Source organism: Streptomyces formicae (assembly GCF_002556545.1).
GTDB classification, from domain to species: domain Bacteria; phylum Actinomycetota; class Actinomycetes; order Streptomycetales; family Streptomycetaceae; genus Streptomyces; species Streptomyces formicae_A.
Map to the genome: position 1 here is coordinate 5,844,488 of NZ_CP022685.1, position 14,500 is coordinate 5,858,987.

Genomic DNA, 14,500 nt, shown 5'->3' on the forward strand with positions numbered 1-14,500 from the left:
GAATGTGTACGGCGTATCTCTCGCGTACAACGTACACATCGATGTGTACGGCGTCTACAAGAGATACGGTGTACGCATGGCTCCACAGAAGAAGAGCGCGCTCGACCCTTCGCTCTGGGATCGGCTCGAGCGCCCCGCGTCCACGCAGCGCACCGCGCTGACCCTGCAGAAGATCGCGGCGGTCGCGGTGGAGATCGCCGATGCCGAGGGGTACCCGGCCGTCACCATGCGCCGCCTCGCCACCGAACTCGGCGTCGCGCCCATGGCCGCCTACCGGCACGTCTCCGACAAGTACGAGCTGTCGGTCCTGATGGTCGAGTGGGTGACGGGCGAGCTCGTGGTGCCCGACGGCGTGACCGGGTGGCGGGACACGCTGCGCGCTTTCGCGGTGCAGGCCAGGCAGTTGATGCTGAACCACCCGTGGCTCGCGCACATGCCGACCCCGCTGTACGCGCTCACGCCGAGCCGGATGGCCGTCGCCGAGCGGCAGTTGGCGTCCCTGGACGGGCTCGGCCTCGACGCCGATCAGATGATGGTCGCCTTCCGCACGGTCAACTCCTACGTGCAGGGCTCCACCCAGGCCGAGGTGGTCCTGCGCCGCTACCGCGACGAGCAGGGCTGGAGCAGCGGCCACGAGTCGCGCGAAGCCCTCGCGCCGCAGATGAACTACCTGATGGAGACCGGTCGTTACCCCACCTACGAGCGCTACGGCCTGAGCGCGACCCGCAAGGACGACGACGCGTGGACGTTCGAGTCGGGCCTGGACTGTGTGCTCGACGGGATCGCGGCACGGCTCGGGATCTGACCGGGACGGACGAGAAGGGTGCGCCCATGACGAAGCCCCGGCCTCCTGGACGGAGACCGGGGCTTCGGCGCGGTTCAGGTGCGCCCGTGGGGGCGCGGGGAACTGCGCGCCCAGCCACAACGCGCGCGCGGAAGTGGACCGCCCCCGCGGAGCGCTAGTAGGCGGAGCCCGACGCCCCCAGCGACCCCGTCGGGTGCCAGACCGTCTTGGTCTCAAGGAAGGCCGTCAGGCGGTGCGTGCCGGGGTCGGCCCCGAAGTCCACAGCCTGTGGACGCAGCACGCGCTTGAGGTTGTCGGCGGCCGCGATCTCCAGATCGCGGGCCAGCTCCGCGTCCGCCCCCGTGAGATCGATCGCGTTGACGTCCTGGTGCGCGGCGAGCGGGGCCGCGATCTCGGCGGTCCTGCCGGTGAGGATGTTGACCACGCCACCCGGGACGTCCGAGGTCGCGAGGACCTCGCCGAGCGAGAGCGCGGGCAGCGGCGCCTTCTCCGAGGCGATCACGACGGCCGTGTTGCCCGTGGCGATCACCGGGGCGAGCACCGAGACCAGGCCGAGGAACGAGGACTCCTGGGGCGCGAGCACCGTGACCACACCGGTCGGCTCCGGCGTCGACAGGTTGAAGAACGGGCCCGCCACCGGGTTGGCGCCGCCGACGACCTGGGCGATCTTGTCCGTCCAGCCCGCGTACCAGACCCAGCGGTCGATCGCCGCGTCGACCTGGGCGGCGGCCTTCGACTTGGAGACGCCCTCCGCGTCCGCGACCTCGCGCACGAACTGCTCGCGGCGGCCCTCCAGCATCTCGGCGACGCGGTAGAGGACCTGGCCGCGGTTGTACGCGGTCGCACCCGCCCAGCCGCCCTGCGCCTTGCGGGCCGCCACGACGGCGTCACGCGCGTCCTTGCGGGACCCCAGCGGCGCGTTGGCCAGCCACTTGCCCTTTGCGTCGGTCACCTCGTACACCCGGCCGCTCTCGGAACGCGGGAACTTGCCGCCCACGTACAGCTTGTAGGTCTTGAAGACACTGAGTCGGTCAGACATCGAGGTACGCCTCCAGGCCGTGTCGGCCGCCCTCGCGGCCGAAGCCCGACTCCTTGTAGCCGCCGAACGGCGAGGTCGGGTCGAACTTGTTGAATGTGTTGGCCCAGACGACGCCCGCCCTGAGCTTGTTCGCGACCGCGAGGATGCGCGAACCCTTCTCCGTCCAGATGCCGGCGGAGAGCCCGTACTGCGAGTTGTTGGCCTTGGCGACCGCCTCGTCCGGCGTACGGAAGGAGAGTACCGAGAGCACCGGGCCGAAGATCTCGTCGCGGGCGACGGTGTGCGCCTGCGTCACGTTCGTGAAGAGCGTCGGCGCGAACCAGTAGCCGGACGAGGGCAGTTCGCACGGTGCCGACCAGCGCTCGGCGCCCTCCGCCTCGCCGGTCTCGGCGAGCGCGGTGATCCGGGCGAGCTGCTCGGCGGAGTTGATCGCGCCGATGTCCGTGTTCTTGTCGAGCGGGTCGCCGAGGCGCAGGGTGGACAGGCGCCGCTTGAGCGCGTCGAGGACCTCGTCCTGGACCGACTCCTGGACGAGGAGGCGCGAGCCCGCGCAGCAGACCTGGCCCTGGTTGAAGAAGATGCCCGTGACGATGCCCTCGACCGCCTGGTCGATGGGGGCGTCGTCGAAGACGATGTTCGCGCCCTTGCCGCCCAGTTCGAGCGTGACCTTCTTGTCGGTGCCCGCGACCTGGCGCGCGATGGCCTTGCCGACGGCGGTCGAGCCGGTGAAGGCGACCTTGTTCACGTCCGGGTGGGCGGTCAGGGCCGCGCCCGCGTCGCCGTACCCGGGAAGGATGTTGACGACGCCCTTGGGCAGGCCCGCCTGGCGGCAGATGTCCGCGAAGAACAGGGCGCTCAGGGGAGTGGTCTCGGCGGGCTTCAGGACGACCGTGTTGCCGGTGGCGAGCGCCGGGGCGATCTTCCAGGCCAGCATCAGGAGCGGGAAGTTCCACGGGATGACCTGGCCCGCGACGCCGAGCGGCGCCGGGTTCGGGCCGTACCCGGCGTGGTCGAGCTTGTCGGCCCAGCCCGCGTAGTAGAAGAAGTGCGCGGCGACCAGGGGGAGGTCGGCGTCGCGCGTCTCCTTGATGGGCTTTCCGTTGTCGAGGGTCTCCAGGACGGCCAGTTCGCGGCTGCGCTCCTGGATGATCCTGGCGATCCGGAACAGGTACTTGGCGCGCTCGGCGCCCGGCAGCGCCGACCACTTCTCGAACGCCTTGCGGGCGGCCTTCACCGCGCGGTCGACGTCTTCGGAGGAGGCCCGCGCGACTTCGGAGAGGACCTCTTCGGTCGACGGGGAGACCGTCTTGAAGACCTTGCCGTCGGCGGCCTCGGTGAACTCGCCGTCGATGAACAGGCCGTACGAAGGGGCGATGTCGACGACGGAGCGGGACTCGGGCGCCGGTGCGTACTCGAAGGGAGTGGAGGTCATGGGTCAGTCCACCGTCACGTAGTCGGGGCCGGAGTAGCGTCCTGTGGCCAGCTTCTGGCGCTGCATCAGCAGGTCGTTGAGGAGCGAGGAGGCGCCGAAGCGGAACCAGTGGTTGTCCAGCCAGTCGGGGCCCGCCGTCTCGTTCACCAGGACGAGGAACTTCACCGCGTCCTTGGTCGAGCGGATGCCGCCCGCGGGCTTCACCCCGATCTGCACGCCCGTCTGTGCGCGGAAGTCGCGGACGGCCTCCAGCATCAGGAGCGTGTTGGGCGGGGTGGCGTTGACGCCGACCTTGCCGGTCGAGGTCTTGATGAAGTCGGCGCCCGCGATCATGCCGATCCAGCTGGCGCGCTTGATGTTGTCGTACGTCGAGAGTTCGCCGGTCTCGAAGATGACCTTCAGGCGGGCGGTGCCGCTGGCCTCCTTCACGGCGCGGATCTGCTCGAACACCGTCATGTAGTCGCCGGAGAGGAAGGCGCCCCGGTCGATGACCATGTCGATCTCGTCGGCGCCCGCGGCGACGGCCTCGCGCACGTCGCCGAGCTTCACGTCGATGGCGGCGCGGCCCGCGGGGAAGGCGGTGGCCACGGAAGCGACCTTCACACCGCTGCCCGCGACGGCCTCCTTGGCGGTGGCCACCATGTCCGGATAGACGCAGACGGCGGCGGTGCGGGGCGTGTCACGGTCGGTGGGGTCCGGGTGGACGGCCTTGGCGCCGAGCGCCCGGACCTTGCCCGGGGTGTCGGCGCCCTCGAGGGTCGTCAGGTCGATCATCGAGATGGCCAGGTCGATGGCGTACGCCTTCGCCGTGGTCTTGATCGAACGGGTACCGAGCGAGGCGGCACGCGCCTCCAGGCCGACCGCGTCGACGCCGGGCAGCCCGTGGAGGAAGCGGCGGAGCGTGCTGTCGGACGCGGTCACGTCAGCGAATGCAGTGGGCATGGTCACGAGGGGAGCATATCTACGCGCGTAGCTGCTGTACAGGGGGCCGGGGGGTCCGCTCCGGGGTGGGTCCGCACGGTTGGCTCGTGCCGTGCGGGGCCGGTCGCGCAGTTCCCCGCGCCCCTTGGTCCGTGGGCCACTGCCCGCGTTCCGTGCGTGCTACCCGGGGATTCGCGCAGTTCCCCGCGCCCCTTGGTCCGTGGCCCACTGTCCGCGTCCGGCGCGAGCTGCCCGGGGAACTGCGCGAGTGGCCATGGCGTAGGCGCAGGTGTACCTCCTACGGAAGGCGCCCTGAGGGGGCGCGAGGGGCTTCAGGCAGAATCAGGGTATGAGCGACCCTCAGAAGCCCGTGGCGGAGCCCTCCGAGCCCGCCTACCAGGACCGCACCTACCGGTCCCCGGCCGGTATCGCCGGTGGTGTCCTGCTGCTCGCCCTGGGCACCTGGCTCGGCGTCGACGCCGTCATCCGCGGCGAGGGCAGGACCCCGTGGCTCGCGATCGCCGGGCTGCTGCTCGCCGTGCCGCTGGTCGTCGCGTACACGGTGCGGCCCTGCGTCTACGCCAACGACGACCGGCTGCGCGTCCGCAACCCCTTCCGGAGCATCACGCTGCCGTGGGCGTCCGTCGCCACGCTCCGCTCCGGATACTCCAACGAGGTCCTCACCAACGACGGCACCAAGTTCCAGCTCTGGGCGATCCCCGTCTCGCTGCGCGGCCGCAAGAAGGCGGCGCGCAGGCAGTCGCAGGCCACCGCGGCCGGTGACCCGACGAGCGGCAAGCCCTTCCTCGACCCCACGACACGGCCCACGCGCTCCTCGGGCGACCAGTCCATGGACAGCCTCCGCGAACTCGCCGAGCGCCAGGCCGACGCCGAGTCGGCCCAGGGCGAGCCGGTGGTGCGCTGGGCGTACGAGATCCTCGCTCCTGCCGTGGCGGGTGCCGTGCTGCTCGTCGTCCTGCTCGCGGTCACCTGAGGCGACAGGCGACAGGCGACAGGCGAGAGTCGACAGGCGTAGGCGGGGGCTACGGAGGGCCCAGCCATGCCAGGAGCATGTGGCCGCCGAACGCGGCCGAGGTGAGGGCGAGCGCCGTCAGCGCCGTCACCAGCACATGCGTCCTCGCGCGCGCCAGCGCCACCGCGATCGGCAGCAGCAGCGGGAAGCCGGGCAGCAGGAAGCGCGCCCTCGGGAAGTAGACGCCGCTGCTGCCGAGGACGATCAGCAGGAGCAGGCCGGTGAAGACCAGCAGCGGCAGCGGCTGGCGGTCGCCCACCGAGAGCACGAAGAGGACCACCGAGCCGAGCAGCACCGCCGTCACCATCGCGAGGAACAGCTGCGGCCGCTCGATCACGAACAGCGCGTGCATCCGGCGCAGCGTCTCCACGCCCCCGTCCCACTTGTTGTGCCACAGCTTCTGTACGGCGAAGTAGCCGTCCCAGCGGCCCAGGCGCAGGCCCACCCACCCGACGTACGCGAGCCAGCCGAGCGGGGCGATGAGGGCGCCGAGCAGCGGGCGCGGGGCGAAGGGGGCGCGGCGCAGGGAGAGCAGCGCCGCCACGGACACCGCGGCCGCCAGCGCGACCCCGGTGGGGCGCGTCAGGCCCGCGAGCGCCGCGAGGGAGCCCGCCCACAGCCAGCGGCCCGTGAGCACCGCGTACAGCGACCACGCCGTGAGGGCGGTGAAGAGGGACTCGGTGTAGCCCATCCACTGCACGAGCGCGACCGGCAGGCTGCCCCACAGGACCGCGAGGACGACGCCCGCCCTGCGGCCGTACAGCCGGTCGCCCACCGCGAAGATCCCCCACGCCGCGGCGAACGAGCAGACCAGCGCGATCCCCAGGCCCACGGCCCCGCGCGGCAGGCCGGGCACGAGGGCGTCGCCCGCCCTGATCAGGGACGGGAGCAGCGGGAAGAACGCGAGGTTGTTCGCGTCGAACTGGGTGCCGAGCGTGTGCGCGTAGCCGTGCTCGGCGATCTTCAGGTACCAGTCGCAGTCCCACGACTCCATCAGCAGGTGCCGGATCCCGCGGTGCTCGCGGTGCGCCCACGCCCCGAACACCAGGAGGCCGAGCGTGCGCACGGCCGCGTACGCGAGGAGCGCGGGGGAGGCGTGGCGCAGGGCGCGCAGAGCGCGGGCGCGGAAGGCGGGGGAGGGGTGTGCGGTGGTGCGGGGGCGCCTGGACGCGGGGACGCGGGACGGGGCGGCGGTCGAGGGCTCGGAGATTCCGTACGGCACTGCGGCAGCTCCCGGAACGTGATCGTGCGCTACCGGTCGACCCTTCCTGGGGGACCGGCAGCGCACCGGATCACTGCGTCAGCTGCCGTAGTGGAACCACTCTCGCGGGTGGCCCGGGGGCGGTGTCGTCAGATGCCCGCCGCCGCCGACAGGTCCCGCTTGATCGCGGCGAGGAGTTCCGTGGCCCTGGCGCGCGCCGCGGGGAGCTCCTGCTTCGCCGACACCGGGACCACCACCTCCAGGTAGCACTTGAGCTTCGGCTCCGTGCCGCTCGGGCGGACGATCACGCGGGCGCCCTCCAGCGTGTAGCGCAGGCCGTCCGTGGGCGGCAGCTCGTCCGTGCCCCGCGTCAGGTCCTCCGCCCGCGTCACCCGCAGGCCCGCGAGTTCCGTCGGCGGCTGCTCGCGCAGGCGGCGCATCGCGTCCGCGATCAGGGAGAGGTCCTCCACGCGGACCGACAGCTGGTCGGTGGCGTGCAGGCCGTGCTCCACGGCCAGGTCGTCGAGGAGGTCGAGGACGGTGCGGTCCTGCTCCTTGAGCTCGGACGCGAGCTCCGTGAGCAGCAGCGCCGCCGTGATGCCGTCCTTGTCGCGTACGCCCTCGGGGTCCACGCAGTAGCCGAGCGCCTCTTCGTAGCCGTAGCGCAGGCCGTCCACGCGGGCGATCCACTTGAAGCCGGTCAGGGTCTCCTCGTACCCGAGGCCCGCCTTCTCCGCGATCCTGCCGAGCAGGGACGAGGACACGATCGACTCCGCGAACGTGCCGCGGGCGCCACGCGCGACCAGGTGCGCGGCGAGCAGCGCCCCCACCTCGTCGCCGCGGAGCATCCGCCACTCCGCGCCGTCCTTGACGGCCGCGGCGCAGCGGTCCGCGTCGGGGTCGTTGGCGATGACCAGGTCGGGGGCCGGGGTGGTGCGGGCCGCCGTCGCGAAGGACAGGTCCATCGCGCCCGGCTCCTCCGGGTTGGGGAACGCGACCGTCGGGAAGTCCGGGTCGGGCTCGGCCTGTTCGGCGACGAGCGTCGGCTCGGGGAATCCCGCCCTCGCGAACGCCGCGAGGAGGGTGTCCTTGCCGACGCCGTGCATCGCCGTGTAGACGACGCGGGCGGTGCGGGGGGAGTCCGGGTCCAGGACGGCGTCCGTGCGCGCCAGATAGGCCTCCAGGACGTCCTCGGAGAGGGTTTCCCAGCCGGTCTCGGGGCGGGGCACGTCGTGCAGGCTCGCGATCGCGTCGATCTGCGCGGCGATCTCCGCGTCCGCGGGCGGGACGATCTGCGAGCCGTCGCCGAGGTAGACCTTGTAGCCGTTGTCGCGCGGGGGGTTGTGGCTGGCGGTCACCTCCACGCCCGCGACCGCGCCGAGGTGCCGTATGGCGAAGGCGAGCACGGGGGTGGGCAGGGGGCGGGGCAGGACGGCCGCCTTCAGGCCCGCGCCGGTCATCACGGCGGCGGTGTCGCGGGCGAAGTCGGCGGACTTGTGGCGGGCGTCGTAGCCGATGACGACGAGGCCGTCGGTCTCACCCTTGGCCTTGAGGTACGCGGCGAGGCCCGCGGCGGCGCGGATGACCACGGTGCGGTTCATGCGCATGGGTCCCGCGCCGAGTTCACCGCGGAGCCCCGCGGTGCCGAACTGGAGGGTGCCGCCGAAGCGGGCCGCCAGGTCGTCGGTGTCCTCGGCGTCGATGAGCTTGGCGAGCTCGTCGCGGGTCTCGGGGTCCGGGTCCTCGGAGAGCCATGCCTGGGCCCGTGCGATGAGTTCGGAGTGGTCCTGCACGTGTGTTCAGCCTCTCGTGTGCGGGTCTCGTGCCGTCTCGTTGGGGTGCGGGGCCCGCGGCCGCGGGCCGGGGGGCCGAGTCGCTACTGCCGTGGGCAGATGTTCCGCAGGGCGGAACGGGTGGGCACAGCCCCCGTCGCCGAGGGACGGGCACGGGACGCACCCGCCCCTCGCCTAGGGAGCCGTTCCCGCGAGGTCAGATGCGGCCGAGGACCTTGCCGAGGAGCTCGCCCATGCGGGTGGCGCTGTCGCGGCCCGCCTGGAGCACCTCCTCGTGGTTCAGCGGCTCGCCCGTCATGCCCGCGGCGAGGTTGGTGACCAGGGAGATGCCGAGCACCTCCGCACCGGCCTCGCGGGCGGCGATCGCCTCGAGCACGGTGGACATGCCGACCAGGTCCGCACCGATCGTGCGGGCCATGCGGATCTCGGCGGGGGTCTCGTAGTGCGGGCCGGGGAACTGCGCGTAGACGCCCTCTTCGAGGGTCGGGTCGATCTCCTTGCAGAGCGCCCGCAGCCGCGGCGAGTACAGGTCCGTGAGGTCGACGAAGTTCGCGCCGACGATCGGGGACGTCGCCGTGAGGTTGAGGTGGTCGCTGATCAGCACCGGCTGGCCGGGGCGCATGCCCTCGCGCAGGCCGCCGCAGCCGTTGGTCAGCACGATGGTCTTGCAGCCCGCGGCCACGGCGGTGCGGACACCGTGCGAGACGGCGGCCACGCCACGGCCCTCGTAGTAGTGGGTGCGGCCCAGGAAGACCAGCGCGCGCTTGTCGCCGACCTTGAAGGAGCGGATGCGGCCGCCGTGGCCCTCGACGGCCGGCGGCGGGAAGCCGGGCAGCTCGGTGACCGGGAACTCGGCATCGGGCGCACCGAGCGCCTCGACGGCCGGCGCCCAGCCGGAGCCCATCACGAGGGCTACGTCGTGGGTCTCGGCGCCCGTCAGCTCACGCAGGCGCGCGGCGGCGGCGTCGGCGGCGGCGTAGGGGTCGCCCTGGATGTCGTCCGGAATAACTGAAGCGTTCACGCCGATGAGAGTAGCCGGTCACGCCCTACGCGCGTAGATGACGATGCTCACGGGATTTCGATCGTTGTCTTGTCGTTTCCGACGAGAGGGGCGGGTGAGCCCGGAGCCCCCGGCTAGCACGGGCGCTTGCGCAGCTCCATGACGTAGTCGTGCGGCGCTCCCGCGGACTCCGCCGCGTCGGCGAGTTCTCCCAGATAACGCGCCGAGGGAAGACCCCCCTCGTACCCGTTCAGGACGTACACCCACGCCGGTTCCTCGCCCTCCAGCGTGTGCACCCTGACCCGCATGCGGCGGTAGATGTCCAGGCCCACGCCCTCCCACCGGTCCATGGAGTCCTCGTCCATGGGGGCGATGTCGTAGAGCGTCACGAAGATCTGCGAGCGGGGCGCCTCGACGATCGTCGCGAGCGCACCCTCCCAGCCCATGTGCTCCCCGCCGAACGTGAGCCGCCAGCCGTTCAGCCAGCCGGTCGCGCGCAGCGGTGAGTGCGGGGCGCGGCGTGACATGAGCCGCGGATCCAGATTGCCGGCGTACGCGGCGTAGAGCGACATGTGGTCGAGGGTACGGCAGCGAGACCTGGGCCTCTCCCGTAACAGAAGGGCCGGGGCCACGGACGGAGGGCCCCGGGGCGAACCTGCTTGAAGCGTGCGGGACAATGAGTTACGTGACTCGGATCGTGATCATTGGTGGCGGACCCGGCGGATACGAGGCGGCCCTCGTGGCGGCCCAGCTCGGCGCGGAGGTGACCGTCGTCGATTGCGACGGTCTGGGCGGGGCGTCGGTGCTCACCGACTGCGTGCCGTCCAAGACTCTGATCGCCACGGCCGAGGTGATGACGACCTTCGACTCTTCGTACGAGGAGCTGGGGATCATCGTCGCGGACGACACTCCGCACATCGACTCTCCCGCGCGCGTGGTCGGCGTCGACCTCGGCAAGGTCAACCGCCGGGTGAAGCGCCTCGCGCTCGCCCAGTCCCACGACATCACCGCCTCCGTCACGCGTGCGGGCGCGCGCGTGCTGCGCGGCCGGGGCCGGCTGGAGGGCCAGCAGGACATCGACGGCTCCCGGAAGGTCGTCGTGCGCGCCGCCGACGGCACCGAGGAGACCCTCGTCGCCGATGCCGTGCTCATCGCCACCGGCGGGCACCCGCGCGAGGTTCCCGACGCCCAGCCCGACGGCGAGCGGATCCTGAACTGGACCCAGGTGTACGACCTGGATGAGCTGCCCGAGGAACTCATCGTGGTCGGCTCGGGCGTGACCGGCGCCGAGTTCGCCGGTGCCTACCAGGCGCTCGGGTCGAACGTCACCCTCGTGTCGAGCCGCGACCGGGTGCTCCCGGGCGAGGACCCGGACGCCGCCGCCGTCCTGGAGGACGTCTTCCGGCGCCGCGGCATGAACGTCATGTCCCGCTCCCGTGCCGCCTCCGCCAAGCGGGTGGGCGACCGGGTCGAGGTCACGCTCAACGACGGCCGCGTCATCTCCGGCACGCACTGCCTGATGGCCGTCGGCGCCATCCCGAACAGCAGCGGCATGGGCCTGGAGGAGGCCGGGGTCAGGCTGAAGGACTCCGGGCACATCTGGACCGACAAGGTCTCGCGGACCTCCGCCCCCGGCGTCTACGCCGCGGGTGACGTGACCGGGATCTTCGCGCTCGCCTCCGTCGCCGCCATGCAGGGGCGCATCGCGATGTACCACTTCCTCGGCGACGCGGTGACACCGCTGAACCTGAAGACCGTGTCCTCCAACGTCTTCACCGACCCGGAGATCGCGACCGTCGGCTACAGCCAGGCCGACGTCGACGCGGGCAAGATCGACGCGCGCGTGGTGAAGCTGCCGCTCCTGCGCAATCCGCGCGCGAAGATGCAGGGCATCCGCGACGGTTTCGTCAAGATCTTCTGCCGTCCCGGCACGGGCATCGTGGTCGGCGGAGTGGTCGTCGCGCCGCGCGCTTCGGAACTGATCCATCCCATCTCGATCGCGGTCGACAACAATCTGACGGTCGAGCAGATCGCGAATGCGTTCACCGTGTACCCATCGCTTTCGGGGTCGATCGCCGAGGTCGCGCGTCAACTCCACACCCGGAAGACGGCGGGCGAAGCCTGATCCAAGAGACGGCCTGAATCAACTCTTCGCAGGTCACGCAGTGTTGCCGCGCATTCGCGAGGCATACTCGGAGTGAGTAGGCACCTATACCACTTCCCACCCTGCCGTGCGAACAACTTCTGTAATTCGGCGCAAACTGCTGAAAGCAGACGGTCGTTGGGGTTACTGTCAGTTTCGTGTTCGCTGCAGAACGTCGCCAATTGATCCTCGAAATGGTGCGAGCCAACGGAGCGGTATCGCTCCGTGAGCTCGCCCGCGTCGTCCAGACCTCCGAAGTGACCGTACGGCGGGACGTGCGCGCGCTGGAGGCAGAAGGACTCCTCGACCGCCGACATGGCGGTGCGGTATTGCCGGGCGGATTCACGCGGGAGTCCGGCTTTCCGCAGAAATCACATCTCGCGACCGCCGAGAAGACGGCCATCGCCGATCTCGCGGCGGGACTCGTCGAAGAGGGCGAAGCCATCGTCGTCGGGGCGGGTACGACCACGCAGGAGCTGGCCCGACGGCTCGCGCGGGTACCCGGTCTGACCGTCGTCACCAATTCACTCCTGGTGGCACAGGCGTTGGCGCATGCCAACAGGGTCGAAGTCGTCATGACGGGCGGCACCCTGCGCGGCTCCAACTACGCGCTGGTGGGCAGCGGGGCCGAGCAGTCCCTCCAGGGGCTGCGGGTCTCCAGGGCCTTCCTCTCGGGCAGTGGTCTGACCGCCGAGCGCGGCCTGTCCACGTCCAACATGCTCTCCGCGAGCGTGGACCGCGCCCTGGTCCAGGCGGCGGCCGAGGTCGTGGTCCTCGCCGACCACACCAAGCTCGGTACCGACACGATGTTCCAGACGGTGCCGACGGACGTCATCACCCGTCTGGTCACGGACGAGCCGCCGGCGCACGACGACCGCGCGGCCACCGAACTGCAGGCCCTGGCCGACCAGGGCGTGCAGATCGCGGTGGCGGGCGGCTCCGCCAGCCCTAACGCCGGGCCCGGTGTCGATTCCGTCCCGGCGGGGCGCCAGCCGCGCCGGGACGTGCCCCTGCCGGGTCAGCGTCGCAACCACGGGGCGGGTCCTGGCCAGCAACTGCGCAGCGCGCTTCTCGGGGAGCAGCCGCCCGGGGAGCGGTCCGCGCGGGTCGCCGATCTGCGGCGGCGCTGATCGTCGGGCCTGCCCCCGCCGGCGCGGGTGCGGGCCCGGGACGGGCGTGACGGCGGGTGATGCGCCCTGCCCGGCGGCGGCTACGCCGTGGGCTGCCCGTCCGCCTTCAGGCCCCGCAGGGTCAGGAGCAGCAGGCGGTCGGCCAACTCCGGGTCGTCCGGGGTCTCTTCGGCCGCCAGTGAGATCGCGTTGGTCAGCTGGAGCAGGTCGGAGATGGAGACCTCGGGCCGTACGGCCCCCGACTCCTGGGCGCGGGCGAGCAGCGTCGAGCCCGCCTCGCGCATCGGCTTGCTGCACTGCGAGAGCGCCGAACTGTCGTCGTGCGACGCCGACATGAGGGCGCTCGACAGGCCGCGGTACTCACCCGCATGAGTGACGATCGCGCGCAGCCACGCCACCAGGGCGGAGCAGGGCTGCGGGTCGTCGAGCAGGGCCTGCGAGCGCGCGAGCAGGTCGCTGACCGCGTCCTCCCAGACCGCGCTCATCAGCGCGTGCCGGTTCGGGAAGTGCCGGTAGAGCGTGCCGATGCCGACGCCCGCGCGGCGTGCCACGTCCTCCAGGGACGCGCCCGTGCCGTGCTCGGCGAAGGCCGTGCGCGCCTCGGCGAGCAGCCGCTCGTAGTTGCGGCGCGCGTCGGCCCGCATGGCGCGCGCGGACTCCTGCGGCGCTCTCGCCCGCTGTCCCGTGCCGGTCGTCATCCCCGCACCCTTCGTGAACGTACGCGTCCCTCAAGGATGCCACTGCCGGGCCCGGCCGATCGGCGGCGTCAGGGCGCCTCGGGGCCGAAGAAGGCGGTCAGCTCCGCGCGGGCCCTGCGCTCGCGCCTGCGGGGCGGCAGGGTGCCGCCGCGCAGGTTCCGCGCCAGCCAGAGCAGCAGCGGATAGGTGACGCAGGTGCCTACGACGAGTCCGCTCAGCACGCCCGCGGCCAGATCCCCCGTGAACATGGTCAACCCACCTTCGTCCGCTGCCGCTTGGCGCCGGGACGGAGTCCGTCGTGCGCCGTGGCGATCATCGTCGCCCCGTTGTCCGGCACCACCGCGCCGTAGCCGAGCAGCCGCCAGCGCGGATCCACGGCGTCGCTCTCGTAGTACGGCACGGGCCCCGACGCCGACGGCACCAGCAGCGGTGCCGGTTCCCGCGCACAGGCGTCGCAGGCGGCGACCTCCACCGTCGCGGTCTCCAGGACGACGGGTGGCGCCACGCGCGCGTGCCCGCGTGCGTGCAGCGGGTTGAAGTAGCAGGGCGGGTCGGGGCGCAGCGGCCGCTCGGTCACCAGCGCCTCCAGGGCCCGCATGCCGATGCGGCTGAACTCGATGCCCGCGACGAGCTCGCCGACCGCGTGCGCGGCGTCGTACGCGGGATCGGGGCTGGCCGGTCCCTCGAAGGCGGGCAGGATCACGGAGTTGCTCGCCTGGATCGACGCGGTCGTCGCGAACGAGGACAGTTCCGCGCGCAGGGGCGGCGTCAGGGTGCAGGTGTCGCGCAGGGCGTCGCCGAGCGCGGAGGCGTCGCTCAGGAGCGCGGCGCGCTCCTCGGCGTACCCGCGCAGCGCCTCGGGGTCGCCCCGTGGATCCGGCAGCGGGGCACGCCAGTCGGGCGCCGGTAGGGGCAGGGCGAAGGTGTACGGGCGGCGGCGGCCCAGCGGCAGTGTGGTGAAGCGGCGCAGCAGGGCCACGGTCAAGGCCGTGGCGAGACCGAGGATCAGGCCCGCCTCGTAGTGCTGTCCTGTGTCGGCGTTCGCCGCGTACCAGGCGGCGGCCGCGATGGCGCCTGCGGCGGGCGGCAGGCAGAGTACGTCCCCCGTGCGTGTCACTGAAGTCCCCCCGTGGTCTTCGGCTCTACGTGGGGGTAGGACGCGGTGGGGGTGGGGGCGGTTGCATGTCCCTCGGCGCCGTGGCTGATGCCGGTCACCGGCTCCGCCGAGTTCGTCCTCAAACGCCGGACGGGCTGGAAATGCCGCCGGGCCGAGCTGGTTACTCCAGCTCGGCCCGGCGGCACTCA

14 protein-coding genes are annotated in these 14,500 nt (G+C 71.9%); 4 read left to right on the plus strand and 10 right to left on the minus strand.

The annotated features are described in order from the left end of the window. Positions 1-76 precede the first annotated feature (76 nt). Complete coding sequence (locus KY5_RS25625) at positions 77-805, plus strand: TetR/AcrR family transcriptional regulator (protein WP_098247479.1); 729 nt, start codon at positions 77-79, stop codon at positions 803-805. Between the two features lie 154 nt (positions 806-959). Here the strand turns inward: KY5_RS25625 and KY5_RS25630 are convergent, their stop codons facing one another. From KY5_RS25630 to deoC, 3 genes are read right to left on the minus strand one after another with little or no spacing between them, the layout of a single operon-like run. Next, entirely contained in the window at positions 960-1,844 is an 885-nt protein-coding gene (locus KY5_RS25630) for an aldehyde dehydrogenase family protein (protein WP_098244426.1), read from the minus strand. Then, positions 1,837-3,276: an aldehyde dehydrogenase family protein gene (locus KY5_RS25635; protein WP_098244427.1), complete on the minus strand. Its 1,440-nt coding sequence runs from the start codon at positions 3,274-3,276 to the stop codon at positions 1,837-1,839. The genes KY5_RS25630 and KY5_RS25635 overlap by 8 nt, the downstream gene beginning before the upstream one ends. A 3-nt stretch (positions 3,277-3,279) precedes the next feature. Next, positions 3,280-4,218: a deoxyribose-phosphate aldolase gene (gene deoC, locus KY5_RS25640; protein ID WP_098244428.1), complete on the minus strand. Its 939-nt coding sequence runs from the start codon at positions 4,216-4,218 to the stop codon at positions 3,280-3,282. Between the two features lie 328 nt (positions 4,219-4,546). Between deoC and KY5_RS25645 the strand changes: the two genes are divergently transcribed. Next, on the plus strand, positions 4,547-5,191 hold the full coding sequence (locus tag KY5_RS25645) for a PH domain-containing protein (RefSeq protein WP_098244429.1): 645 nt from the start codon (positions 4,547-4,549) through the stop codon (positions 5,189-5,191). A gap of 49 nt (positions 5,192-5,240) precedes the next feature. Here KY5_RS25645 and KY5_RS25650 read toward each other — a convergent pair whose 3' ends face one another. The 4 genes from KY5_RS25650 to KY5_RS25665 all read right to left on the minus strand — a co-directional run bounded on the left by KY5_RS25650 (position 5,241) and on the right by KY5_RS25665 (position 9,796). Beyond that, the gene (locus KY5_RS25650) at positions 5,241-6,452 is read right to left on the minus strand and encodes a glycosyltransferase family 39 protein (RefSeq protein WP_234362859.1); all 1,212 of its coding nucleotides are present in this window, start codon (positions 6,450-6,452) and stop codon (positions 5,241-5,243) included. 128 nt (positions 6,453-6,580) lie between these two features. Beyond that, positions 6,581-8,224, minus strand: a complete 1,644-nt coding sequence (locus tag KY5_RS25655) for a phospho-sugar mutase (protein WP_098244430.1) — start codon at positions 8,222-8,224, stop codon at positions 6,581-6,583. A 196-nt stretch (positions 8,225-8,420) separates the two neighbouring features. After that, positions 8,421-9,245: a purine-nucleoside phosphorylase gene (locus tag KY5_RS25660; protein ID WP_098244431.1), complete on the minus strand. Its 825-nt coding sequence runs from the start codon at positions 9,243-9,245 to the stop codon at positions 8,421-8,423. Positions 9,246-9,358: 113 nt separating this feature from the next. Further along, positions 9,359-9,796, minus strand: coding sequence for a gamma-glutamylcyclotransferase (locus KY5_RS25665; RefSeq protein ID WP_098244432.1), 438 nt, complete (start codon positions 9,794-9,796; stop codon positions 9,359-9,361). A gap of 104 nt (positions 9,797-9,900) precedes the next feature. On the opposite strand from KY5_RS25665, the gene KY5_RS25670 reads away from it, so the two are divergent. Then, the gene (locus KY5_RS25670) at positions 9,901-11,349 is read left to right on the plus strand and encodes an NAD(P)H-quinone dehydrogenase (protein ID WP_098244433.1); all 1,449 of its coding nucleotides are present in this window, start codon (positions 9,901-9,903) and stop codon (positions 11,347-11,349) included. Positions 11,350-11,525: 176 nt separating this feature from the next. Further along, complete coding sequence (locus KY5_RS25675) at positions 11,526-12,497, plus strand: DeoR/GlpR family DNA-binding transcription regulator (RefSeq protein ID WP_098244434.1); 972 nt, start codon at positions 11,526-11,528, stop codon at positions 12,495-12,497. 80 nt (positions 12,498-12,577) lie between these two features. Here KY5_RS25675 and KY5_RS25680 read toward each other — a convergent pair whose 3' ends face one another. The 3 genes from KY5_RS25680 to KY5_RS25690 form a co-directional block, all read right to left on the minus strand. Beyond that, entirely contained in the window at positions 12,578-13,195 is a 618-nt protein-coding gene (locus tag KY5_RS25680) for a TetR/AcrR family transcriptional regulator (RefSeq protein WP_098244435.1), read from the minus strand. Between the two features lie 68 nt (positions 13,196-13,263). Then, positions 13,264-13,443 (minus strand): hypothetical protein, encoded by a 180-nt coding sequence (locus KY5_RS25685; protein WP_098244436.1) that lies wholly within the window; start codon positions 13,441-13,443, stop codon positions 13,264-13,266. Positions 13,444-13,445: 2 nt separating this feature from the next. Further along, on the minus strand, positions 13,446-14,312 hold the full coding sequence (locus tag KY5_RS25690; protein WP_098244437.1) for a hypothetical protein: 867 nt from the start codon (positions 14,310-14,312) through the stop codon (positions 13,446-13,448). Positions 14,313-14,500 lie beyond the last annotated feature (188 nt).